The 22,879-nt window shown below is 71.4% G+C and carries 24 protein-coding genes; 13 read left to right on the plus strand and 11 right to left on the minus strand.

The genetic code is table 11. The features are described from left to right. Window positions 1-94: 94 nt before the first annotated feature. Both modA and ACRWK7_RS33815 read right to left on the minus strand, forming a co-directional pair. A complete protein-coding gene (gene modA / locus ACRWK7_RS33810) occupies window positions 95-838 on the minus strand; it encodes a molybdate ABC transporter substrate-binding protein (protein ID WP_431862022.1) in 744 nt (247 codons plus the stop codon). A gap of 19 nt (window positions 839-857) precedes the next feature. Further along, the gene (locus ACRWK7_RS33815; protein ID WP_431862024.1) at window positions 858-1,649 is read right to left on the minus strand and encodes a TOBE domain-containing protein; all 792 of its coding nucleotides are present in this window, start codon (window positions 1,647-1,649) and stop codon (window positions 858-860) included. Window positions 1,650-1,897: 248 nt separating this feature from the next. Here ACRWK7_RS33815 and ACRWK7_RS33820 point away from each other — a divergent pair, with 248 nt between their 5' ends. After that, entirely contained in the window at window positions 1,898-2,104 is a 207-nt protein-coding gene (locus tag ACRWK7_RS33820; protein WP_431862026.1) for a TOBE domain-containing protein, read from the plus strand. A gap of 136 nt (window positions 2,105-2,240) precedes the next feature. Next, window positions 2,241-2,969, plus strand: coding sequence for a 23S rRNA (guanosine(2251)-2'-O)-methyltransferase RlmB (gene rlmB / locus ACRWK7_RS33825; RefSeq protein WP_431862027.1), 729 nt, complete (start codon window positions 2,241-2,243; stop codon window positions 2,967-2,969). A gap of 7 nt (window positions 2,970-2,976) precedes the next feature. Here the strand turns inward: rlmB and guaD are convergent, their stop codons facing one another. Next, window positions 2,977-4,281: a guanine deaminase gene (gene guaD / locus ACRWK7_RS33830; protein WP_431862029.1), complete on the minus strand. Its 1,305-nt coding sequence runs from the start codon at window positions 4,279-4,281 to the stop codon at window positions 2,977-2,979. Continuing rightward, window positions 4,278-5,459, minus strand: a complete 1,182-nt coding sequence (locus tag ACRWK7_RS33835; RefSeq protein ID WP_431862030.1) for a urate hydroxylase PuuD — start codon at window positions 5,457-5,459, stop codon at window positions 4,278-4,280. Before ACRWK7_RS33835 ends, guaD begins: the two co-directional genes overlap by 4 nt. 107 nt (window positions 5,460-5,566) lie before the next feature. Here ACRWK7_RS33835 and ACRWK7_RS33840 point away from each other — a divergent pair, with 107 nt between their 5' ends. Further along, window positions 5,567-6,517 (plus strand): LysR family transcriptional regulator, encoded by a 951-nt coding sequence (locus ACRWK7_RS33840; RefSeq protein WP_431862031.1) that lies wholly within the window; start codon window positions 5,567-5,569, stop codon window positions 6,515-6,517. Here the strand turns inward: ACRWK7_RS33840 and ACRWK7_RS33845 are convergent. From ACRWK7_RS33845 to uraH, 5 genes are read right to left on the minus strand one after another with little or no spacing between them, the layout of a single operon-like run. Beyond that, complete coding sequence (locus tag ACRWK7_RS33845; RefSeq protein WP_431862033.1) at window positions 6,486-7,568, minus strand: cysteine desulfurase family protein; 1,083 nt, start codon at window positions 7,566-7,568, stop codon at window positions 6,486-6,488. The two genes, ACRWK7_RS33840 and ACRWK7_RS33845, sit on opposite strands and share 32 nt — an antisense overlap. Continuing rightward, window positions 7,562-8,476: a xanthine dehydrogenase accessory protein XdhC gene (gene xdhC / locus ACRWK7_RS33850; protein ID WP_431862035.1), complete on the minus strand. Its 915-nt coding sequence runs from the start codon at window positions 8,474-8,476 to the stop codon at window positions 7,562-7,564. The genes ACRWK7_RS33845 and xdhC overlap by 7 nt, the downstream gene beginning before the upstream one ends. Further along, window positions 8,473-10,788, minus strand: a complete 2,316-nt coding sequence (gene xdhB / locus ACRWK7_RS33855) for a xanthine dehydrogenase molybdopterin binding subunit (RefSeq protein ID WP_431862037.1) — start codon at window positions 10,786-10,788, stop codon at window positions 8,473-8,475. The genes xdhC and xdhB overlap by 4 nt, the downstream gene beginning before the upstream one ends. Beyond that, window positions 10,781-12,253 carry a xanthine dehydrogenase small subunit gene (gene xdhA / locus ACRWK7_RS33860; RefSeq protein ID WP_431862039.1) on the minus strand — a complete coding sequence of 491 codons (1,473 nt, stop codon included), beginning with the start codon at window positions 12,251-12,253 and terminating at the stop codon, window positions 10,781-10,783. Before xdhA ends, xdhB begins: the two co-directional genes overlap by 8 nt. Before the next feature lie 9 nt (window positions 12,254-12,262). Continuing rightward, on the minus strand, window positions 12,263-12,625 hold the full coding sequence (gene uraH / locus ACRWK7_RS33865; protein WP_431862041.1) for a hydroxyisourate hydrolase: 363 nt from the start codon (window positions 12,623-12,625) through the stop codon (window positions 12,263-12,265). Between the two features lie 164 nt (window positions 12,626-12,789). Between uraH and puuE the strand changes: the two genes are divergently transcribed. The 6 genes from puuE to ACRWK7_RS33895 all read left to right on the plus strand — a co-directional run bounded on the left by puuE (window position 12,790) and on the right by ACRWK7_RS33895 (window position 17,846). After that, window positions 12,790-13,710 carry an allantoinase PuuE gene (puuE, locus tag ACRWK7_RS33870; protein WP_431862043.1) on the plus strand — a complete coding sequence of 307 codons (921 nt, stop codon included), beginning with the start codon at window positions 12,790-12,792 and terminating at the stop codon, window positions 13,708-13,710. Then, a complete protein-coding gene (gene uraD / locus ACRWK7_RS33875; protein ID WP_431862045.1) occupies window positions 13,710-14,207 on the plus strand; it encodes a 2-oxo-4-hydroxy-4-carboxy-5-ureidoimidazoline decarboxylase in 498 nt (165 codons plus the stop codon). The genes puuE and uraD overlap by 1 nt, the downstream gene beginning before the upstream one ends. Next, complete coding sequence (locus ACRWK7_RS33880) at window positions 14,204-15,412, plus strand: allantoate amidohydrolase (protein ID WP_431862047.1); 1,209 nt, start codon at window positions 14,204-14,206, stop codon at window positions 15,410-15,412. The genes uraD and ACRWK7_RS33880 overlap by 4 nt, the downstream gene beginning before the upstream one ends. Beyond that, a complete protein-coding gene (locus ACRWK7_RS33885) occupies window positions 15,409-16,650 on the plus strand; it encodes a M20/M25/M40 family metallo-hydrolase (protein ID WP_431862049.1) in 1,242 nt (413 codons plus the stop codon). The genes ACRWK7_RS33880 and ACRWK7_RS33885 overlap by 4 nt, the downstream gene beginning before the upstream one ends. Further along, the gene (locus ACRWK7_RS33890; protein WP_431862051.1) at window positions 16,647-17,576 is read left to right on the plus strand and encodes a DMT family transporter; all 930 of its coding nucleotides are present in this window, start codon (window positions 16,647-16,649) and stop codon (window positions 17,574-17,576) included. Before ACRWK7_RS33885 ends, ACRWK7_RS33890 begins: the two co-directional genes overlap by 4 nt. A 102-nt stretch (window positions 17,577-17,678) precedes the next feature. Continuing rightward, the gene (locus tag ACRWK7_RS33895; RefSeq protein WP_158284292.1) at window positions 17,679-17,846 is read left to right on the plus strand and encodes a hypothetical protein; all 168 of its coding nucleotides are present in this window, start codon (window positions 17,679-17,681) and stop codon (window positions 17,844-17,846) included. Window positions 17,847-17,864: 18 nt separating this feature from the next. Here ACRWK7_RS33895 and ACRWK7_RS33900 read toward each other — a convergent pair whose 3' ends face one another. Next, entirely contained in the window at window positions 17,865-18,371 is a 507-nt protein-coding gene (locus ACRWK7_RS33900) for a hypothetical protein (protein ID WP_431862053.1), read from the minus strand. A 192-nt stretch (window positions 18,372-18,563) separates the two neighbouring features. On the opposite strand from ACRWK7_RS33900, the gene ACRWK7_RS33905 reads away from it, so the two are divergent. Both ACRWK7_RS33905 and ACRWK7_RS33910 read left to right on the plus strand, forming a co-directional pair. Continuing rightward, window positions 18,564-19,835 carry a CynX/NimT family MFS transporter gene (locus tag ACRWK7_RS33905; RefSeq protein ID WP_431862055.1) on the plus strand — a complete coding sequence of 424 codons (1,272 nt, stop codon included), beginning with the start codon at window positions 18,564-18,566 and terminating at the stop codon, window positions 19,833-19,835. Window positions 19,836-19,852: 17 nt separating this feature from the next. Beyond that, complete coding sequence (locus tag ACRWK7_RS33910) at window positions 19,853-20,518, plus strand: TetR family transcriptional regulator (protein ID WP_431862057.1); 666 nt, start codon at window positions 19,853-19,855, stop codon at window positions 20,516-20,518. Window positions 20,519-20,525: 7 nt separating this feature from the next. On the opposite strand, the gene ACRWK7_RS33915 is transcribed toward ACRWK7_RS33910, so the two are convergent. Continuing rightward, entirely contained in the window at window positions 20,526-20,858 is a 333-nt protein-coding gene (locus tag ACRWK7_RS33915) for a hypothetical protein (RefSeq protein WP_431862059.1), read from the minus strand. 196 nt (window positions 20,859-21,054) lie between these two features. Between ACRWK7_RS33915 and ACRWK7_RS33920 the strand changes: the two genes are divergently transcribed. Together ACRWK7_RS33920 and ACRWK7_RS33925 are read left to right on the plus strand one after the other, a co-directional pair. After that, window positions 21,055-21,852: an ABC transporter permease gene (locus ACRWK7_RS33920; protein WP_431862061.1), complete on the plus strand. Its 798-nt coding sequence runs from the start codon at window positions 21,055-21,057 to the stop codon at window positions 21,850-21,852. A gap of 26 nt (window positions 21,853-21,878) precedes the next feature. Continuing rightward, window positions 21,879-22,865, plus strand: coding sequence for an ABC transporter substrate-binding protein (locus ACRWK7_RS33925; RefSeq protein ID WP_431862063.1), 987 nt, complete (start codon window positions 21,879-21,881; stop codon window positions 22,863-22,865). Window positions 22,866-22,879: the final 14 nt, after the last annotated feature.

Genomic DNA, 22,879 nt, shown 5'->3' on the forward strand with positions numbered 1-22,879 from the left:
CCCTCCCCCGCTTCGCGGTGGAGGGAACTCCGCTGCTTCGGCGGCAGACCCCCTCTCCCGCAACGCGGGGGAGGGATGGGGAGGGGGCAAACGGTCAGTTCGTAGCCGCCGTGCCGTAGCCGTACTTGGCGATCACCGCGCCGGCCTCGGGACCCTTGAGGAAGGCGAGGAACGCCTTGGCCGCCTCGTCGCCGGCGCCCTTCTTCAGCAGCACGGCGTCCTGGCGGATCGGGTCGTGCAGCGCCTCCGGCACCAGCCAGCGCGAGCCCCCGGCCTTCAGCGCGACCTGCGACAGGGCGACGAAGCCGACCTCGGCGTTGCCGGTTTCGACGAACTGGTAGGTCTGGGCGATGGTGTTGCCCTGCACGAACTTCGGCTGCAGCGCGTCGAACACGCCCAGCTTCTTCATCGCCTGCACCGCCGCGGCGCCGTAGGGGGCGACCGCCGGGTTGGCCAGCGCGACCTTGTCGAAGGCGGCTTTCTTCAGCGTCTCCTCGCCGCCGACCTTGGCCGGGTCCTTGCTCCACAGCACGAGGCGCCCGATGGCGTAGGTGAAGCGCGACTCGGCGACCGCGAGGCCGTCCTCCACCGCCTTCGCCGGCGTCGTGTCGTCGGCCGCCAGCAGCACGGTGAACGGCGCGTCCTGTTTGATCTGCGCGTAGAACTGGCCGGTGGCGCCGAAGCTCAGCACCGCGGTGTGGCCGGTCCTGGCGGTGAAGGCCTTGGCGATCTCCTTCGCCGGCTCGGTGAAGTTGGCGGCGACCGCGACGGTGGTCTCGGCGGCGTGGGCGGCGCCGGCCGACAGCAGCAGGGCGGCGGCGAGGAGGACGGTCTTCATGCCAGGGGGCTCCTTGTCTTCAGTCGACGGCCAGGATGATGTGCGAGGCGTCGATCAGCGCGCAGGCCGGCTGCCCGACGGCGAAGCCGAGGTCGTCGGCGCTGTGCTTGGTGATGATGGCGGTCAAGGTCTTGCCGCCGCCGATGTCCAGCGTGACCTCGGCGTTGACGGCGCCGTCCTCGCGGCGGCAGACCGTGCCCTCGACCCGGTTGCGCACCGAGGTGCGGCGCGCCTCGTCCGCGGGGGCGAGGATGACGAAGGGGGCCTTGATCAGCGCCGTCGCCTCGCGCCCCGGGAACAGGCCCAGGTCGCGCACGCTGTCGCGGGTGATGACGGCGGTCAGGGTGGTCTGGTCGGACACCCGGAGCGCCACCTCGGCGTTCACCGCGCCGTCGGTGACGGCGGTGACGGTGCCGCGGAGCGCGTTGCGGGCGCTGGTGCGCATGAAGAACCCCCACATCAGGTTGGCGGCGGAGAGGCCGGTTCCGGTCAGTTCCGGCTCCAGCGCGTGGAAGGCGCGGGCCAGTTCGCCCTCCAGGCGGTGGAACGTCTCGACCAGCCTGAGCCCCTCCGGCGTCAGCGCCGCGCCGCCGCCGCGCTTGCCGCCGGTCTGACCGGCCACCAAGGGCTGGCCGAACAGGTTGTTCATGGCGTCGATGGCGTCCCACGCCGCCTTGTAGGTGATGCCGGTCGCCCGCGCCGCGGCGGAGATGCTGCCCTCGCGCGCCACTGCCTCGAGCAGGCGGATGCGCTCCCGCCCGACCGGCGAGCCGCTGGGTGCGGCGAAGGAAACCTGGGCACGAACGGTCATGGGCCGTCCCCGTCGAAGCGGTGTATACCTGAACTACATAACGCGGTTGACGACGGAAGGGAAGCCTGTATTCTCAAGATCGCCGGACAGCATTCCGCGATCCGGCGAAAGGAGAACGGCCGGCTGGCGCCCGAATCGGTGCGAGGCGGACGCTTGCACGCAGTAATCATGTGGTCAAAATCCGTGCAATCCGCGCATTCCCTGTGCGGGAATACGGATCCATGACCGCGCCATCAGGGAGTCCGATCATGAAGCTCAGCGCCCGCAACCAGCTCAAGGGCACCGTCATCTCCGTCGAGAAGGGGCCGATCTCGGCCAAGGTGAAGATCGACGTGGGCGGCGGCAACACCATCACCTCGACCGTGACGGCGGAGACCATCGACGACCTCGGCCTGAAGGACGGCGACGCGGTGGTCGCCATCATCAAGTCGTCCGAGGTCATCATCGGCAAGTGACGCGACGCGACGCGGCGGGAGCGGCCCCGGCGCCGCTTCCGGCCCGCGGCGCCCGGACCACGGCGCTTGTGCGAACCCGGGCGATGTGGCAGATAGCCGTCTTCCGATTCGCAACCCCTTTGGTAAAGCCGGCGCTATGGACATCGTTTATGGAAAGCACTCCGTCCGGGCGGTGTTCATGACCCGCCCCGAGGACGTCCGGCGGATGCTTCTCCTGTCCGGCAAGATGGAACCGCCGGAGGAGTTCCTGGCCCTGGCGCGCAAGCACGGCATCAAGCCGGAGATCCTGCCCTGGGACAAGTTCCTCAAGGGCGGCAAGATGACCGACAGCGACAACCACCAGGGTGTCTGCATCTTCACCGAGCCGCGCACGATCCTCGACGAGTACGACCTGGGCTCGCTGGCCGACGCCAAGTCGGTGCTGGTGCTGGACCAGATCACCAACCCGCAGAACCTCGGCACCATCCTGCGCAACGCCGCGTTCTTCGGCGTCGATGCGGTGGTGTTCCTGAAGAACCGGGCGGTCGACGTCACCTCCACCGCGGTGCGCGTGGCGGTGGGCGGCGCGGAGTTCGTCAAGATCTACCGCGTCACCAATCTGGCCCGCGCGCTGGAGAAGATGAAGGAGCTGGGCTTCTGGGTCTACGGCCTGGACGAGCGCGGCGAGAAGACCCTGGCGCAGACCGAGTTCGCCGAGAAGGCGGTGTTCGTGGTCGGCGCCGAGGGCGAGGGCCTGCGCCTGCGCACCGCCGACATCTGCGACGTGCTGGTGCGCATCCCCGGCGGCCGTCCGGGCCTGGAGAGCCTGAACGCCGGCGTGGCGACCGCCGTGGCGCTGGCCGAGCTGTTCCGCAACCGGACCTGAGCGGCGTTCAGAGCGCCCGCTTCCCCTGCACGTATGTCGCCTTGACCGCCCGGTCGTCGCCGAGCGTCATCAGGACGAACAGCTCCTCCTCCAGGTCGCCGCGCACCGTCTCCATGCGGTGCGCCATCGCGGGCGTGGCGCGGGAATCCAGCACCACCACGTCGGCCCAGCGGCCGGGCTCCAGCGAGCCGATCGCATCGCGCAGGCCGAGCGCCTCGGCGTTGCCGCGGGTCATGGCGTGGAAGGCGGTCAGCGCCGGCAGGTTCTGGCCTTGCAGCTGGAGCACCTTGTACGCCTCGGCCGCGGTGCGCAGCATCGAATAGCTGGTGCCGCCGCCGACGTCGGTGGCCAGCGCGGTGCGCACCGGCGGCGCATGGCCTTTGAGCCGCGCCATGTCGAACAGGCCGCTGCCGATGAACAGGTTGGAGGTCGGGCAGAACACCGCCACCGAGCCGGCCTCGGCCAGCCGCCGCACCTCGTCGTCCTCCAGGTGGATGCAGTGCCCGAACAGCGAGCGGGGGCCGAGCAGCCCGTGCCGGTCGTAGACGTCGGTGTAGTGCTTCGCCCAGGGAAAGCGGGCGCGCACCGTGGCGATCTCCGCGTGGTTCTCCGACAGGTGGGTCTGGAGGTAGCAGTCGGGGTGCTCGCGCAGCAGCGCGCCGGAGGCCGCCAGTTGCTCCTCCGTCGACGTGACGGCGAAGCGCGGGGTCACGGCATAGCGTTGCCGGCCGCGGCCGTGCCAGCGGGCGATGAGCGCCTTGCTGTCGTCGTAGCCGCTCTGCGCGGTGTCGCGCAACGCGTCGGGCGCGCCGTGGTCCATCATCACCTTGCCGGCGATCATCGCGGTGCCGCGGCGCTCGGATTCGGTGAAGAACGCGTCGACGGACTGGGAATGGACGGTGCAGTACACCGCCGCCGTCGTGGTGCCGTTGCGCAGCAGCTCGTCCAGGAAGAAGCGGGCGTTGGCGGCGGCGTGCGCCGGGTCGGCGTACTTCTGCTCCTCGACGAAGGTGTACTTTTCCAGCCAGTCCAGCAGTTGCGCGCCGTAGGAGGCGATCACCTGCGTCTGCGGGAAGTGGATGTGCGGGTCGATGAAGCCCGGCATCACCAGGGCGTCCGGATGATGCTCCATCGGCGTGCCGGGCGGCAGGGATGGCAGCAGGTCGTCGGCCGGGCCGCACGCTGCGATCCGGCCGTCCTCGATCCGCAGCAGGCCGTCGGGGAGGTACCGATAACTGCCAGCGTCGCCCGGTCCGGCGGGCTCGGCGGTGAAGGTCAGCAGGCGGCCGCGGATGGCGCGGGTGTCGGTCATGGTTGGGTCCAGGCGGCGAGGATCCGGCGCTCCTCCGGGGTGATGCCGGTGACGTTGCCGGGCGGCATGGCGTCGGACAGGCCGGCCTGCACGCGGATCGGCCCGGCGTGCCGGCGGATGGCCTCGGCGCTGTCCAGGCGAACGCCGCGCGGGGCCTCGTGGATCCCGGCCCAGACGGGGGAGGCGGCGTGGCACATGCTGCACCGGGTCGAGACGATCTCCTGGATCTCGGCAAAGCCGACGCGGGTCGGCGCGGCAGCGAGGGCGGAGTCCTTCGGCCCGGCGGTGCTGAGCCACGCGATGGCCAGCATGCCGGCGGCGGCGGCGCCCCAGGTCCACCAGGGCACCGGCCGGCCGGCGTGCTTGGAATTGAAGAAGTGGCGGATCACCGCGCCCATCGCCAGCACGATGGCGGCGATCACCCAGTTGTACCTGGTGGCGAACGCCAGCGGGTAATGGTTGCTGATCATGAAGAACACGACCGGCAGCGTCAGGTAGTTGTTGTGCAGCGAGCGCTGCTTGGCCTGCTTGCCCAGGGCCGGGTCGGGCGCCTCGCCGCGCAGCATGGCGTCGACGGTCTTGCGCTGGTTCGGGATGATGATCAGGAAGACGTTGGCCGACATCATGGTGCCGATCAGCGCGCCCAGGTGCAGCAGCGCGCCGCGCCCGCTGAACACGTGCGTCAGCCCCCAGGCCACCGCCACCAGGAACACGTAGCCGGCCAGCGCCAGCCGCGTATCGTCCTTGCCCAGCGGCGACTTGCACAGCGCGTCGTAGACGTGCCAGCCGACCGCCAGCGACGCGAGGCTCGCCAGCACCGCGCCCCACCAGGGCAGGTCGAGCACCGCCGGATCGATCAGCAGCAGATCGGCGCTGCGGTAGTACAGCACGACCAGCAGGAAGAAGCCGCTGAGCCACGTGCTGTAGGACTCCCACTTGAACCAGGTGAGTTCCTTCGGCAGCTGCGGCGGGGCGACCAGGTACTTGACCATGTTGTAGAAGCCGCCGCCGTGAATCTGCCACGCCTCGCCCTGCGTGCCCTCGGCCAGATGCGGGCGCTTCCGCAGCGAGAGGTCGAGGTGGATGAAGTAGAAGGACGACCCGATCCACGCCACCGCCGTGACGACGTGCAGCCAGCGCGCGGCGACGTTGATCCACTCCCAGACGATCGGTTCCATGGCGCTCCTCGCGGGCGGGGTCGTTCGGGCGAAGTGTACGGTGCCGGTGTGCGCCGCGGGAAGCGGCGGCTGGGCGGCAGCACTTTCAAACAATCCGAAAAGGTGGAATGATTTTCCCCGCTTGCGAGGGGATGGCCGTGGCGCTGCTGGAGAACATGCGGGTTTTCGCGCGGGTGGTGGAACTGGGCAGCCTGTCGGCCGCCGGGCGGAACCTGCGCCTGTCGCCGGCCGTCGTCAGCCATCGCCTGCAGAACCTGGAGGAGCACCTCAACGTCCGCCTGCTGAACCGCACCACGCGGCAGGTGTCGCTGACCGAGGCGGGCCGGGTGTTCTACGAGCACTGCCAGGAGGTGCTGGAGGCCGCCGAGCGGGCGGAGAGCAGCGTCGCCGCCATCGGCGGCGCGCCGGCCGGCAGCCTGCGGGTGACGGCGCCGCTGGGCTTCGGCCGGCGGGTGCTGGCGCCGATGGTGCCGCGCTTCCGCGCCCTGCACCCGCTGGTGGACGTGCGGCTGCGCCTGTCCGACCACATGCTCGACTTGCTGCGCGAGGCGGCGGACGTCGCCATCCGCATGGCGGTGCTGAAGGATTCCAGCTTCGTCGTGCGCAAGGTGGCGGACTTGCGGCGGGTGCTGTGCGCCGCGCCCTCCTACCTGGAGGCGCGCGGCACGCCGGAGCGGCCGGAGGATCTGCTGGACCACCACTGCCTGCTGCTGCGCTTTCCCGGAACCCAGCAGTTCCAGTGGACCGTGCAGGGGCCGGAGGGGCCGATGAGCCTGTCGGTCGGCGGGCATTTCGACGCCGACGACGGCGACGTGCTGACGCGCTGGGCGCTGGACGGGCAGGGCGTCGTGCTGAAGCCGGTGTGGGAGGTCGGCGAGCATCTGGCGAGCGGGGCGTTGCGCGTCGTGCTGCCGCGGTTCCCGCCGGAGCCGGTGAGCCTCGCGGTGCTCTACCCGCACCGCAGCCTGCTGCCGGCGAAGATCCGCGCCTTCATCGACTTCTTCGCCGAGAACGTGCGGGCCGACCTCATGGCGATGAGCCCCGACGCGCTGCTGTGACGGCGGCGGCGAAGCGCTCCGCGGCTTCGTCGATCTCCGCTTCCGTGGTGGTGCGGCCGAGGCCGAAGCGGAACGAGGCGTGCGCCTCCTCCGGCGTGAGGCCCAGCGCCAGCAGGACGTGCGACGGCCCGGTCCGGTCGGTCGCGCAGGCGGACCCGGTGGACAGCGCCACGTCCGGCAGGTCGAGCAGCAGGTCGGCGGCGTCGACGCCGGGCACCACGAGGTTCAGGCAGCCGGGCAGGCAGCCCTCGGCCGGGCTGGTGCGGCGGAGGTCGATCCGGGCGGACAGCGATTGGAACAGCCGTTCGCGCAACGTCGCGATCCGCCGCGCGTCCTCGTCGCGGCGCAGACGGGCGAGCCGGCAGGCCTCGCCGAAGCCGACGCACAGCGCGGTCGGCAGCGTGCCGGCGCGGCGGCCCTGCTGCTGGTGGCCGCCGCGCATCAGCGGACGCAACACGACGCCGTCCCGGACCACCAGCGCGCCGATGCCCTGCGGGCCGTACAGCTTGTGGCCGGACAGGCTCAGGAGGTCGATGCCGTCCATCGGCACCGGTTCCTGCGCGGCGTCGCAGTGGAACAGCGCGCCGTGGGCGCGGCACAGCGCGGCGATCCCGGCGAGCGGCTGGAGCGTGCCGACCTCGTTGTTGGCGGCCATGACGGAGACCAGCGCCGGCCCGGCGCGCAGCGCCCGTTCCAGGCGGTCCAGATCGACCACGCCGCGCCGGTCGACGACCAGGCGCTCGTCCACGCCGCACGCCAGGACGCTCGGGTGCTCGATGGCGGAGGCGAGCACCCGCCCTCCCTCCGGCCGCGCGCCGAGCAGGGCGAGGTTGTTGGCCTCGGTGGCACCGGAGGTGAAGACCACGTCGCCCGGCTTGGCGCCGACCAGCGCGGCGACCTCGGCTCGGGCGGCGTCGATGGCCGTGGCGGCGGCCCAGCCCGGCCGGTGGCGGGCGTGCGGGTTGCCGGCGTGCGTCAACCACGGCAGCATCGCCTCCAGCACCGCCGGGTCGAGCGGCGTGGACGCGAGGTGGTCGAGGTAGATCACCACGTGAGCCCTCCCCCAGCCCCGCTGGGGGAGGGTTGGGTGGGGGCTAGGGATTCTCGGGCAGGGCGTTGCCCCCACCTAACCTCCCCCAGCGGGGCTGGGGGAGGGACTGTGACGGCGATCAGCACCTCCGCCGCCGCCAGCACCGCGATCACCGCTGGGCGCTTGTCGCCCTTCAGCGCGCCGCCGATGGGGCAGGTCAGGCGCTCCAAGGCTGCCGGATCCTGCCCGCGCGCCAGATATTCGCGCTCGAAGCGCCGCCGCTTGGTGGCGGAGCCGATCAGGCCGGCGTATGCGGCGTCGCCACGGCCCAGCACCGCCGCGGCGATGGTGAAGTCCAGCGCGTGGCTGTGCGTCAGGATCAGGTAGCCGCTTCCGGACGGAGCCGCCGCGACGTGATCCAGTGCGTTGGCGCTGACCACCCTCCGCACGCCGGGCGGCACCGGGGCGGGAAACTCGTGCGCCCGCTCGTCGATCCAGCGCACCGCCAGCGGCAAGGGCGCCAGCGCCGCCGCGATGGCCTTGCCGACGTGTCCGGCGCCGAACAGCAGCACGGTCGGGCGGCGCTCCGCCTCGGCCCGCTCCGCGTCTTCGAGGGAAGCCAGCGTGCCGATGTCCGCCCGCTCCAGCCGCAGCGTCACGTGCCCGCCGCAGCACTGCCCGAGCGCCGGGCCGAGCGGCATGTCCAGCGACTCCACCGCCGGGCCGCCGTCCAGCATGCGCCGCGCCCGCTCCACCGCCTCCCACTCCAGCCGGCCGCCGCCGACGGTGCCGAGCGCCGCGCTCCGCCCCACCAGCATGCGCGCCCCCTCTTCGCGCGGGGTGGAGCCGCGCGCCTCGGATATGGCCACCAGCACCGCCGGCTCGCCGCGCGCCAGCCAGTCCCGCAGCGTGGCGGCGAGGCCGGTCATGATCTGCGCAGCCGCTCTATGGCGGCCAGCACGCGCTCCGGCGTCGCCGGGGCGTCGAGGCGCGGGCAGACCCTGTGGTCGGCCACGCTCGCCACCGCGTCCGACAGCGCGTGCAGCACCGAGATGCCGAGCATGAACGGCGGCTCGCCCACCGCCTTGGAGCGGAACAGGTTGTCCTCGCGGTTCGGTGCGTCGAAGAAGCGCACGTTGAAGGTCTTCGGCCGGTCACCGCAGGCGGGGATCTTGTAGGTGGAGGGGGCGTGCGTGCGCAGCCGGCCTTGCCCGTCCCACCACAGCTCCTCCATGGTCAGCCAGCCGGCACCCTGGACGAAGCCGCCCTCCACCTGCCCGCGGTCGATGGCCGGGTTCAGCGAACGCCCGACGTCGTGCAGGATGTCCGCGCGGTCCAGCCGGTACTCGCCGGTCAGCGTGTCCACCGTCACCTCGGACACGGCGGCGCCGTAGGCGAAGTAGAAGAACGGCCGTCCCTCGCCGGTCCCGCGGTTCCAGTGGATGTGCGGCGTCTTGTGGAAGCCGGTGGAGGACAGGTGCACCCGCGCCATGTAAGCCGCCTTGACCAAATCGGCGAAGTCCATGGCGTGGTTGCCGACGTGCACCCGCCCGGCGCGGAACAGCACGGCGTCGCGCGGCACGCCCCAGTGCCCGGCGGCGAAGTCGATGAGGCGGTCCTTGATGGTGCGCGCGGCGTTCTGCGCCGCCCGGCCGTTGAGGTCGGTGCCGCTGGACGCCGCGGTGGCCGAGGTGTTCGGCACCTTGGCGGTGGTGGTGGCGGTGATGCGCACGCGGTCGATGTCGACCTGGAACTCTTCGGCCACCACCTGCGCCACCTTGGTGTGCAGGCCCTGGCCCATCTCGGTGCCGCCGTGGTTCAGGTGGATGGAGCCGTCGGTGTAGACGTGCACCAGCGCCGAGCCCTGGTTGTAGTGCGTGGCGGTGAAGGAGATGCCGAACTTCACCGGCGTCAGCGCCAGCCCCTTGCGCAGCCAGCGGTTCTCCCGGTTGAAGGCGCGGACCTGGGCGCGGCGGTCCCAGTAGCGGCTCTCCTCCTCCAACTGCGCGATCAGCTCGGGCAGGATGTTGTCCTCGACCGTCTGCTTGTAGGGCGTGACGTCGCGGCCGGGGCCGTAGAGGTTTAGCTTGCGGATCTCCAGCGGGTCCTTGCCCAGCGCGAAGGCGATCTCCTCGACGACGCGTTCGGCGCCGACCATGCCCTGCGGGCCGCCGAAGCCGCGGAAGGCGGTGTTGGATACCGTGTTGGTCTTCAGCGGCAGCGATTCGATGCGCGCGGCCGGGTAGAAGTAGCCGTTGTCGGCGTGGAACAGCGCGCGGTCGGTCACCGGCCCCGACAGATCGGCGGAGTAGCCGCAGCGCGCCGCGTAGACCATGTCGACGGCGAGGATGCGGCCCTCGTCGTCGAAGCCGACGGAGTAGTCGACCTCGAAGTCGTGGCGCTTGCCGGTGATGACCATGTCGTCGTCGCGGTCCGGGCGGATCTTGGCGGCGCGGCCGGTCTTCTTGGCGACCAGCGCCGCGCAGGCGGCGAACAGGTTGGCCTGCGTCTCCTTGCCGCCGAAGCCGCCGCCCATGCGCCGCACCTCGATCGCCACCGCGCCGTCCGGCACGCCCAGCACGTGGGCGACGATGTGCTGCACCTCGCTGGGGTGCTGGGTGGAGGAATGCACCAGCACCTCGTCGTCCTCCGCCGGGATGGCGAGCGCGGCGTGGCTTTCCAGGTAGAAGTGTTCCTGCCCGCCCATGACGAGACGGCCCGAGACGGTGCGCGGCGCCTGCGCCAGCGCCGCCGCGGGGTCGCCCGTCTTCAGCGTCATCGGCGGGAAGACCAGCTGCGGGTCCGGGCGGGCGGCGGCGATGTCCAGCACCGCCGGCAGGTCCTCGTACTCCACCGCGGCGAGTCTGGCGGCGCGGCGGGCGGCGTCGCGGGTGGTCGCGGCGACGGCGAACAGCGGCTGCCCGGCGTACTCGACGAGGTCGGTGGCGAACAGCGGTTCGTCGTGGCGGCCCATCGGGCTGACGTCGTTCTCGCCGGGCACGTCTTCGGCGGTGAACACCGCGACGACGCCCGGTGCGGCGCGCACCTCGGACAGGTCCATGGACCGCACGCGCGCGTGCGCCTTCGCCGACAGGCCGAGATAGACGTGCAGCAGCCCGGCGGGCTCCGGCATGTCATCGACGTAGACGGCCTCGCCGCTGACGTGCTTGTGGGCGCTGTCGTGGCGGCGCTCCTGATGGACGCCTCCGGTGATGGTGAGCGGCTGCGGCGTGTCAGGCATGGGCGAGCCTCCCCGGGCCGACGAGGCGGGTGACGGCCGCCTCCTCCGTCGTCTCGACGAACAGCTTCAGCAGCAGGTTGGCGGCCACCGTGGCGCGGTAGTCGGCGCCGGCGCGCCAGTCGGTCAGCGGCGTGAAGTCCTCCCGCAGCGCCGCCATGGCGCGCCGCACGCTGGCCTCGCTCCAGGACTGGCCGACCAGCGCGGCCTCGGCGGCCGAGGCGCGCTTCGGCGTCGCCGCCATGCCGCCGTAGGCGAGGCGGGCGCGGCTGACCCGGCCGTTGTCCAGCTCGACCAGAAAGGCGCCGCAGACGGCCGAGATGTCCTGATCGAAGCGCTTCGACACCTTGTAGGCGCGGAACAGCGCGCCGGGGGCGGGCCTGGGCAGGACGATCTTCTCGACGAACTCGCCGGGCCGCCGGTCCTGCTTGCCGTAGGCGAGGAAGAAGTCCTCCAGCGGCAGCGTGCGCCGCTCGATGCCGAGGCGCAGCACCACCGTCGCCCCGGCGGCGATCAGCGCCGGCGGCGTGTCGCCGATGGGCGAGCCGTTGGCGACGTTGCCGCCGATGGTGCCGGCGTTGCGCACCTGCACCGCGCCGATGCGGCGGATCAGCTCGCCGAAGTCGGGGTAGAGCGCGGCGATGGCGTCGGCGGCGTCGGTGTAGGTGACGGCGGCGCCGATCTCCAACGCGGTGTCGGTCGCGCGCAGGCGCCTCAACTCGGCGACGCGGCCGGTCCAGACGATGTCCGGCAGCACGCGCTGGAACTTGGTGACCCACAGCCCGACGTCGGTGGCGCCGGACACGATGGTGGCGTCCGGGTGCTGCAGAAGCAGGTCGGCGAACTGCCCCTCGGTGGCCGGGGCGTAGAAGCGGCGTCCGCCGTGGCCGACGCACAGCACCTCCTCGTCCCGCAAGGCGCGCAGCCGGTCGGCGACGGAGTCGGCGGCCAGGGCGAAGCGGTCGCGGGCGCGGTCGCCCAGGTCGTACATGCGCTGCGCCGCGCGGACGATGGGGGCGTAGCCGGTGCAGCGGCACAGGTTGCCGGCCAGCGCGTCGTCGATGCGGTCCTCGGCCGGGCGGTCCTCGTTCAGGTACAGCGCCAGCATCGACATGACGAAGCCCGGCGTGCAGAAGCCGCACTGCGAGCCGTGCTCGTCCACCATCGCCTGTTGCACCGGGTGCAGCGCGCCGTCCGGGCCCTTCAGATGCTCGACGGTCAGCAGCTGGCAGCCGTCCAGGGTGGGCAGGAAGCGGATGCAGGCGTTCACCGCCTCGTAGCGCAGCGTCTCGCCATCCAGGCGGCCGACCACCACGGTGCAGGCGCCGCAGTCGCCCTCGTTGCAGCCCTCCTTGGTGCCGGTGCGCCGTTCCTCCAGCCGCAGCCAGTCGAGCACGGTCATGGTTGGATCGACGTCGCGGATCTCGCGCGGCTCGTCGCCCAGCAGGAAGCGGAGGGTCTCGCGCATCCGCATCGTTCAGCTGCCCCGGTATGTGGAATAGCCGTAGGGCGAGACCAGCAGCGGCACGTGGTAGTGCTGCTCGGCCACGGAGATCGCGAAGCGGATCGGGATGACGTCGAGGAACGCCGGCTCGTCCAGCGCCACGCCCAGGCCGCGGAAATAGGCGCCGACCTTGAACACCAGCTCGTAGCAGCCGGGTTTCATGGTCTCGCCGGCCAGCAGCGGCACGTCGCAGCGCCCGTCGGCGTTGGTGCGGGCGTCGAGCACCCAGATGCGCTGCTCGGTCTCGACGCGGTAGAGGGTCACCGCGATGCCGGCGCCCGGCCGGCCGTGCGTGGTGTCGAGGACATGGGTGGTGAGCCGTCCACCGGTGCTCATATCGTCTCGTCTCCCCGGTCTTCCGCCGTATGTTAGGGAAGTATATCGACGCTGGCGCGCGGCTCTAACAGGGGGTGCCGGGGAAAGACTTTCAAACCGATCCGAAAGGTACCACCGCTTTTCGTCGATTATCATGGGAATGGCAGCGCAGCAGGGGGTAAGGCATGTCCGGTTCCGGCTATCCCAGGGATCTCATCGGCTACGGGCCGACCCCGCCCAAGGCCGACTGGCCCGGCGGGGCGCGCATCGCGGTGCAGTGCGTCCTCAACTACGAGGAGGGCGGCGAGAACAACATCCTGCACGGCGACGCGGCGTCCGAGGCCTTCCTGTCGGAGATGGTCGCCGCCCAGCCGCTGCCCGGCCGGCGCAGCATGGCCATGGAGTCGCTGTACGAGTACGGCTCGCGCGTCGGCGTCTGGCGCCTGCTGAAGCTGTTCGAGCGCAAGGGCATCCCGCTCACCGTCTTCGCCGTCGCCATGGCGGCCGAGCGGCACCCGGACGTCATCCGCGCCATGGTGGACGCCGGGCACGAGATCGCCAGCCACGGCTGGCGCTGGATCAACTACCAGGACATGGACGAGGCGGAGGAGCGCGCGCACCTGCACCGCGCCATGGAGATCCTGACGCGCCTGACCGGCGACCGGCCGCTCGGCTGGTACACCGGGCGGACCGGCCCGAACACGCGGCGGCTGGTGGCGGAGTACGGCGGCTTCCTCTACGACGCCGACGCCTACGACGACGACCTGCCGCACTGGGAGTTGGTCGAGGGCAGGCCGCAACTGATCGTGCCCTACACGCTGGACTGCAACGACATGCGCTTCACCCAGGTGCAAGGCTTCAACAGCGGCGACCAGTTCTTCACCTACCTCAAGGACAGCTTCGACGCGCTGTACGAGGAGGGGGCGGAGACGCCGCGCATGATATCGGTCGGCCTGCACTGCCGGCTGGTCGGCAAGCCGGGTCGCATCAAGGCGCTGGAACGCTTCCTCGACTACGCCGCCGGGCACGAGGGCGTATGGTTCTGCCGCCGCGTGGACATCGCCCGGCACTGGCACGAGCGGCACCCATACCAGGGGGGCGAGTGATGCGCCCCGGCGATATGGACCGCGACGCCTTCGTCGCCCGCTTCGGTCCCGTCTTCGAGCATTCCCCGTGGATCGCCGAGGAGGCGTGGGACGCCAGGCTGCGGCCGGACACCGCCGAGGGGCTGCACGCCGCCCTGGTCGCCGTGCTGCGCGACGCCCCGCGCGAGCGGCAGCTGGCCCTGCTCAACGCGCACCCCGATCTCGCCGGCAAGCTGGCGGTGCGCGGCGCGCTGACCGCGGATTCGACGGCCGAGCAGGCCTCGGCCGGCCTGGATCGCTGCACGCCGGAGGAGTTCGCCCGCTTCACCGAACTGAACGACGCCTACAAGGCCAGGTTCGGCTTCCCCTTCATCCTGGCGGTCAAGGGCCGGACCCGCGCCGAGATCCTGGAGGCGTTCGAGCGCCGCATCCACAACACCCCGGAGGAGGAGTTCGCCACGGCCCTGGGCCAAGTTGAGCGCATCGCATTGCTGCGCCTGAAGGATCTGTTGCCATGAGCGACCTGATGGCGCGCCTGGACGCGTTCGCCGCGTTCTCGGCCGACGACGGCGCGCTGACCCGGCTGTGCTTCTCGCCGCCGCACCGCGCCGCCGCCGACCGGCTGATGGAGTGGATGCGCGCGGCGGGGATGGCCGTCCATCTCGACCCCGCCGGCACGGTGGTCGGCCGCTACGAGGGCGCGCGGCCGGGCGCGCCGGCGCTGCTGCTGGGCTCGCACATCGACACGGTGCGCAACGCCGGGAAGTACGACGGCAACCTCGGCGTGCTGGCGGCGGTCGAGGCGGTGGCCGAGCTGAACCGGCTGGGCGAGCGGTTGCCCTTCGCCATCGAGGTGCTGGGCTTCGGCGACGAGGAGGGGGTGCGCTTCCCGGTCACCCTGACCGGCAGCCGCGCCGCCGCCGGCCGCTTCGACCCGGCGGCGCTGGAGGGCCGCGACCGCGACGGCGTGCGCTTCGCCGACGCGCTGGCCGCCTTCGGCGGCGACCCGGCGCGCATCGCCGAGGCGAAGCGGGACGCGCTGGCCTATCTGGAAGTCCACATCGAGCAGGGGCCGGTGCTGGAGGCGGAGGGGCTGCCGCTCGGCACCGTCACGGCGATCAACGGCGCCACCCGCTTCACGGTGACCGTCACCGGCATGGCCGGCCACGCCGGCACCGTGCCGATGGAGCTGCGCCGCGACGCGCTGGCCGCAGCGGCGGAGATGGTGCTGGCGGTCGAGGCCCGGGGGGCGTCGGCGCCCGGCCTGGTGGCGACGGTCGGGCGGCTGGAGACCTTCCCCGGCGCCGTCAACGTCATTCCCGGCAGGGTCGTCTTCACCGTCGATGTGCGCGCCTCGGACGACGCGCTGCGCCGGTCGGCGGTCCAGGCGATCCGGGAGGCCTGCGCGGCCGTCGCCGGCCGGCGCGGCGTGGCGCTGGACGTCCAGCCGGGCCACGACGCCGACGCGGCGCCGTGCTCGCCGGGCGTCGTCGCCCAGATCGAGGCGGCGGTGCGGCGCGCCGGCGTCCGGCCGTTCCGGCTGCCGAGCGGGGCCGGGCACGACGCCATGGCCTTTACGGGCGTCCTGCCGATGGGCATGCTGTTCGTCCGCTGCAAGGGCGGCATCAGCCACAACCCTGCCGAATCCATCACCGCCGAGGACGCCGCCCTGGCGGTGCGCGTCCTTCTCGACATCCTCCGCAACTTCGAGCCCGCGCCATGACCGACGCCCAAGCCATCCGCGACTTCCTGCGCGCCTCGCGGGAGGCCCAGACCCGCTTCCTGGCCGAGCTGGTCAAGGTCCCCTCCGACAACCCGCCCGGCGACTGCGCCCCGCACGCCGAGCGCGCCGGCGCGCTGCTGGAAGACCTGGGCTTCACCGTCGAGCGGCACCGCGTGCCGGACGACCTCGTGCGCGCCAACGGGATGGCCAGCGCGGTCAACCTCGTGGTGCGCCGGCGTTTCGGCGACGGGCCGGTGGTGGCGTTGAACGCGCATGGCGACGTGGTGCCGCCCGGCGAGGGCTGGACGAAGGACCCGTACGGCGCCGAGATCGTGGACGGCTGGATGTACGGCCGCGGTGTCGCCGTGTCGAAATCCGATTTCGCGACGTACGCGTACGCCCTGCTGGCGCTGGAGAAGTCCGGCCTGGACCGCGGCACGGTCGAGCTGCACCTGACGTACGACGAGGAGGCCGGCGGCGAGATCGGCCCGAAATGGCTGCTCGACGAGGGCATCTCCAAGCCCGACTGCGCCATCGGCGCCGGCTTCAGCTACGGCGTGGTGACCGCGCACAACGGCTGCCTGCACCTGGAGGTCGAGGTCAACGGCAAGTCGGCGCACGCCGCCTTGCCCGGCACCGGTATCGACGCGCTGGAGGCGGCGACCGGCGTGCTGAACGCCCTGTACGCGCTGCGCAAGACGTACGGCGAAACGGTGTCGGCGGTGCCCGGCATCGGCTCGCCTCAGCTGACGGTCGGCCTGATCAAGGGCGGCATCAACACCAACGTGGTGCCGGACCGCATCATGCTGCGCCTTGACCGCCGCATGATCCCGGAGGAGACGCCGGAAGCGGTGGAGGAGGGCGTGCGCGCCGTGATCGCCGAGGCCGCCAGGGCCTTCCCGCAGGCGCGCGTCGCGGTCCGGCGCATCCTGCTCGCCCGGCCGCTGAAGCCGCTGCCCGGCACCGACCGGCTGGCCGGCATCCTCTGCGGCCACGCCAGCCGCGTCATGGGCGAGCCGGTGGAGGCCCGGGGGGTGCCGCTCTACACCGACGCGCGGCATTACGCCGATGCCGGCGTGCCGATCATCCTCTACGGCGCCGGCCCGCACACCATCGAGGAGGCCAACGCCCACCGCGCCGACGAGCGCCTGCCGCTGTCCGACCTGCACAAGGCGACCGAGGTGGTGGCGCTGACCCTGGCCGATCTGTTGGCGGCGGACCTGCTGGCGGCCTCATGACCGAGGCCGCCCGCGTCGAGGGGAGCCGCTCGCCGGCCGTCTGGCATCTGGTGGGGCTGCTGCTGGCGGTGGCGGGGGTGCTCGCCTTCTCGCTGCGGCCGGTCATCATCAAGACCGCCTACACCTACGGCGTCGATCCGATCACGCTGATCCTGCTGCGCATGGTCTTCGCGCTGCCGTTCTTCCTGGGCATGGCGGCGTGGAGCGGTTGGCGCGGCGGGCGGGCGCGCATCTCCGGACGCGACTGGGCGCTGACGCTGGGGCTGGGCGCGCTCGGCTACTATCTGGCGAGCTTCTTCGATTTCCTGGGGCTGCAGTACGTCAGCGCCGGCATCGGGCGGCTGCTGCTGTTCCTCTACCCGACCATCGTGGTGGTGCTCTCCGCGCTGTTCCTCGGCAAGCGCATCGGCGGGCGCGAGGTGCTGTCGCTGGCGGTGTCCTACGCCGGCGTGGCGCTGGTGGTGTCCACCGAGTGGCGCGACGGCGGGGCGGACTTCGGCTGGGGCGCGCTGCTCGTGTTCGGCAGCGCGGTCTGCTACGCGGTCTACCTGGTGGCCGGCAGCAAGGTGATCGAGCGCGTCGGCTCGCTGCGCTTCACCGCCTATGCGCTGACCAGCGCCAGCGTGTGCTGCATCGTGCAGTTCCTGGCGCTGCGCCCGCTGTCGGCGCTCGACCTGCCGGCGGCGGTTTACGGGCTGTCGGGGATCATGGCGGTGGTCTGCACCGTGCTGCCGGTGTTCATGACCGCAGAGGCGCTGCGCCGCGTCGGCGCCAACAGCGTGGCGCTGGTTGGGGCGCTGGGCCCGGTGTCGGCGGCCGGCCTGGGCTATCTGGCGCTGGGCGAGGAGGTGACCTGGGTGCAGATGGTCGGGGCCGCGCTGGTGGTCTTTGGTGTGATGATCGTCAGCCTTAAGGGTCGGCGCTGAATTGACGCGTGACAACGTGTCGCGGGTCCATTAGCATTTCGGCAGTTCGACCCACGGAAGTTCCGCATGTTTTCCCTTGCCGACCATGGTGGATCAAGGCGGATGTGTACGGGCATCCCCGCCACGCAGGGGGATGTCCGGCATTGCGGCGAGTGCCGCAGCTTCCTCGACGGCCAGTGCCGCGGGCGCGACCCGCAGGTGCCGCTGCAGGTGTCCTGCGGCGTGCTGCTGCTGGGGCTGATCCTGGTCGGGGCCGTGGTGTTCTCGTAACGGGCTTCCGGCGCCCGCTCACTCCCACCATTTCGGCGGCGGGCCGTCGTAGCGGACCGGCTGCAACGGCACGATCTCGTCGAGGGTGGGGGCCAGCTCCACCTCCTCGCGCAGCTCGGTCGGGCGCTTGGCCGGCCGGCGGCCGAGATCGGCCATCAGGCGGGTGCGGGCCCGGCCGGCGCCCTCGGTCTCGGCGTCCTGCAGCGCGGCCTTCGCCTCGATCAGGCGCTCGCCCGGCTGCGGGATCTGCGGCATGCGCAGGCGACCGCGCTCGCTGCGCGCCAGCTCGTAGGCGCGGTCGACGATCCGGCCGCGGAAGCTCGGGTCCAGCGAATCGAAGGCGACGGTGGCGTACTCCAGGTCGGTCCGGTTGCGCGAGGTGGCGGCGCGCGCCAGCGCGTCGGAGGCGACCGAGAACTCGACGATGCCCGGCACGCGCTCGCGCTGCACGGCGAGCGCCAGAACCTGCACCGCCGTCGCGGTGTCGTCGTCCAGGGACGCCGGGGAGGGGAGGGGCGGTGCCATGATCCGCGTTTGAGTCCGGAAATCAACGAAGTCTGGCAACTATCTGATTCCCATGCTAGGTGCGTCAACGTCCGGTCGCGGGCCTCCGTGCAGGAAACCAGGAAGTGTTGCGCGGCGGACTCACCCCGCCCCGGCCCCCTGGCCGGGGGCGCCGACACCCACCACCTCCTTGCGACCCGCCCGAAGAGCGCCATGCGTGACATCCCCGCCGAACCCGCAAACGAACCCGCACCGCCCTCCCTGGCGGACGAGCTGCTGATCGACGTCGAGGACGGCGCTATCCCTGAGCGCCCGCGCCACCCGCTGCTGATCGCCGCGGCGCTGGTGCTGATCGCGCTCAACCTGCGCCCGGCGCTGTCCAGCCTCGGCACGGTGCTGGCGGAGGTGGTGCGCGACACCGGCGTTTCCGCCTCCTCCGCCAGCATCCTGACCACCGTGCCGGTGGTCTGCCTGGGGGTGTTCGGGCTGGCGGCGCCCGCACTGGCGCGGCGGTTCGGCAGCGAGCGGGTGATCCTCGCCATGCTGGCGGCGCTGGCCGCCGGCATCGCGTTGCGCGCCGTGCCCACCTTCGCCGCGCAGGTGGCGGCTGCCCTGGTGGTCGGGGCCGGCATCGGCGTCGTCGGCGCGCTGCTGCCCGGCCTCGTCAAGCGCGACTTCCCGGAACGCGCCGCGCTGATGACCGGCGTCTACACCATGGCGCTGTGCGGCGGGGCGGCGCTGGCCGCCGGCACCACCGTGCCGCTGTCGCACGCGCTGGGCGGTTGGCCGCTGGCGCTCGCCTTCTGGGCGCTGCCGGCGCTGGTCGCCGTGGCAGTGTGGTTTACCGGCCTGCCCGACGCCGGGGCCCACCGCGCCCACGGCCGGTGGGAGGTGCGCGGGCTGTGGCGCGACCCGCTGGCGTGGCAGGTGACGCTGTTCATGGGGCTGCAATCCTCGCTGGCCTACGTGGTGTTCGCGTGGCTGGCGCCGATCCTGCGCGACCGCGGGCTCGACCCGGTGACGGCGGGCTTCGTGGTCTCCAGCTCGATCCTGGTGCAGCTGACCACCGCGCTGACGGCGCCGATCGTCGCCGGCCGGAGCCGGCACCAGGGCGGGGTTGTGCTGGTCGTGGTGGCGCTGACCCTCGCCGGGCTGCTCGGCTGCCTGTACGCGCCGATCGGCAGCGTGTGGCTGTGGGCGGTGCTGGTCGGGTTGGGACAGGGCGGCAGCTTCGCGCTGGCACTGACGCTGATCGTGCTGCGCGCCGGCGACCCGCACGTCGCCGCAGCGCTGTCCAGCATGGCGCAGAGCGTCGGCTACACCCTGGCGTCCTTCGGGCCGCTGCTGGTCGGGCTGCTGCACGACCGCACCGGAGGCTGGGGGCTGTCGGGCGTGCTGTTCGCGGTGGTGATGGCTGGAGCCGCGGTGTTCGGCGTGCTGGCCGGACGGCCGCTGCACGTGCGGGTCGTCAGCCGCCCCGTTTGACTGCTAGCATGCGCGCCATGGACGCCGCCACCGCCACCGAGTCCCCCCGCAAGCCGCGCAAGGCCGGCACCCCCCGCGACCCCGAGGGCACGCGCGCCCGCATCCTGGCGGCGGCGCGCGACGAGTTCGCGCGGCACGGTCTGGGCGGCGCCCGGGTGGACCGCATCGCCGAGGCGGCGGGCACCAACAAGCGCATGCTCTACTACCACGTCGGCAACAAGCAGGAACTGTACCTGGCGGTGCTGGAGGCGGCCTACGCCGACATCCGCACCGCCGAACGCGCGCTGAGCCTGGAGACGCTGGCGCCGCCGGACGCCATCGCCCGGCTCATCGCCTTCACGTGGCAGTACTTCATCGAGCACCCGGAGTTCCTGGCGCTGCTCAACACCGAGAACATCCACCGCGCCGAGCACCTGAGGCGGTCGCAGAACGTCGCGTCCATGCACTCGCCCTTCGTCCGGCTGATCGCCGACGTGCTGGCGCGCGGCGAGGCCGACGGCGTCTTCCGCACCGGGGTTGACCCGGTGCAGCTCTACATCTCCATCGCGGCGCTGGCCTATTTCTACCTGTCGAACGTGCACACGCTCTCGGCGATCTTCGGCCGCGACCTGCTGGCCGAGTCCGCCAAGAGCGAGCGCCTCGCCCACATGACCGAACTGGTGCTCGCCTCGCTGCGGCGCTGACCGGCGGTCAGTGCATCGACGACATGTCTCGTTCCATCTGGATGCGCTTCGCCGTGTCGCTGGGCGGCTCGCCGCCGTCGCGCCGGTCGAAGAACGAGCCGAACCCCGGGTCGTACGCGCGGCCGGAGCGGCCGCTGTACACCGGGCGGTCGCGGTCATAGCGACGGTGCGCCGGCCGGTCATAGTAGCCGACCGCCGGCCGGTCGTAATAGCCGTATGATGAGCCGAACGACGGGCGGTCGTAATAGCCGTACCCGTAGCCGTCGTCGTACCCCGGCCCGATGCAGGCCGACAGCGACAGCGCCACCGCTCCGGCCGCCAGCACCCGCGTGATCCTCATTGGTCTCCTCCATGGGTTCATAGGGAGATGAACAGCGGAAAACGCGGTTTCATCCCATCCCCTGCCGTAAGCCGGGGTGGGCGAATGATCCGCCTATCCCTCTTGGTGGATTGACGGGCATAGGCCCACGCCGGTAACTTTTAACCAGCCGGTTAAAACGCGCACGGACGAGGCGCGCGCCGGCGGGGAGGGAGCGATGGACCGTCAACGCGGCGTGACCGCGGCTGAGCGCGTGCTGAATTCCGGCTGGCTGCGGCCGCTGATCTTCCTGGTGCTGCTGACCGTGCTGTGGGACGTGACGGTGCGCGTCATGAAGATCCCGCCCTACCTGATCCCGGCGCCGAAGGACGTGATCGTCGCGCTGATCGCCGAGTGGGACACGCTGCTCGCCGCCGCGGTGCCGACCACCGTGGCGACGCTGGGCGGCTTCGCGCTGTCGGTCGCCTTCGGCATCCCGATCGCCATGCTGATCGCCGGTTCGCGCACGGTGGAGGCGTACGTCTACCCGCTGCTGGTGTTCTCGCAGTCGATTCCCAAGGTCGCCATCGCGCCGCTGTTCGTCGTGTGGTTCGGCTTCGGCATCGTGCCGAAGGTGATCTCGGCGTTCCTGCTGGCCTTCTTCCCCGTCGTCGTCTCGGCGGTGCAGGGCTTCAAGTCGGTGGACCAGGACATGATGGACCTCGCGCGCTCGATGAAGGCGTCGCGGCTCCAGACCTTCCGCATGGTCAGCCTGCCGCACGCGCTGCCGGCGATCTTCGCCGGGCTGAAGGTGTCGGTGACCCTGGCCGTCGTGGGGGCCGTGGTGGGGGAGTTCGTGGGTTCGAACTCCGGCATCGGCTTCGTGCTGCAGCGCTCCATCGGCAACTTCGAGCTGCCGACCATGTTCGCCGCGCTGATCGTCCTGGCGCTGATCGGCGTGGTGCTGTTCTGGATCATCGACGTCGTCGAACGGCTCGCCATCCCCTGGCGTCACCTCGTCGTCGCCACCGCGTGAAGCACGAAACAAACGGGAGGGAACGGATGAAGAAGGCTTGGTTCGCGGCCGTGGCCGCGCTGTTCGCCGCGTCTCCGGCGTTCGCGGCGGACAAGGTCACGCTGATGCTCAACTGGTACGTCTACGGCGAGCACGCGCCCTTCTACTACGGCAAGGAGAAGGGTTATTTCGCCGAGCAGGGCATCGACCTGGAGATCCAGGAGGGCCGCGGCTCCGCCGTGACGGCGCAGGCGGTGGCGGCGAAGACCGCCGACTTCGGCTACATCGACGTGCCCACCATGATCAAGGCCGCCGCCAAGGGCGCGCCGCTGGTCGCCACCGGCGTGCTGCTGCAGACCAGCCCGATGTCGGCCATGGGCTTCTCCGACAAGAACATCCGCAAGCCCGAGGACATCAAGGGCAAGACCGTCGCCGTCACGCCGGGCGATTCCATGTCGCAGATCTGGCCGCTGTTCCTCAAGAAGACCGGCCTGAAGGAGAGCGACTTCCGCACCGTGTCCGGCGACGCGCAGACCAAGCTGAACGCCGTCATCAACGGGCAGGCCGACCTGCTGCTCGGCTACGTCATGGACCAGTCCATGAAGATCAAGGACGCCACCGGCAAGGCGGTGACGCCGATCCGCTTCGCCGACTACGGCATCAAGATGGTCAGCTCCGGCATCGTGGCGAACACCGACTACGTGAAGGAGAAGGAGGGGCTGGTGCGCCGCTTCATGGCGGCGGCGACCAAGTCGGTCGAGGAGGCCTCCAAGCACCCGAAGGACGCGGCGCAGTCGATCCTCACCGCCAACCCCAAGGGCGGGCAGATCGCCACGCTGACCGAGGGCTTCGAGCTGACCATCCCGCTGTACAAGGACCCGGACGGCAAGAGCAAGCAGCCGTTCCGCGTCTCCGAGGACAACATGAAGGAGTCGGTGGACCTGCTGGTGGAGTACGGCGGCCTCGACGCGGCGGCGAAGGGCAAGCTCGCCAGCTTCTACACCAACGCCTACCTGCCGAACCCCGGCCAGTGACGGAGAATGTGGGG

It is taken from the genome of Azospirillum sp. (genome assembly GCF_050789165.1).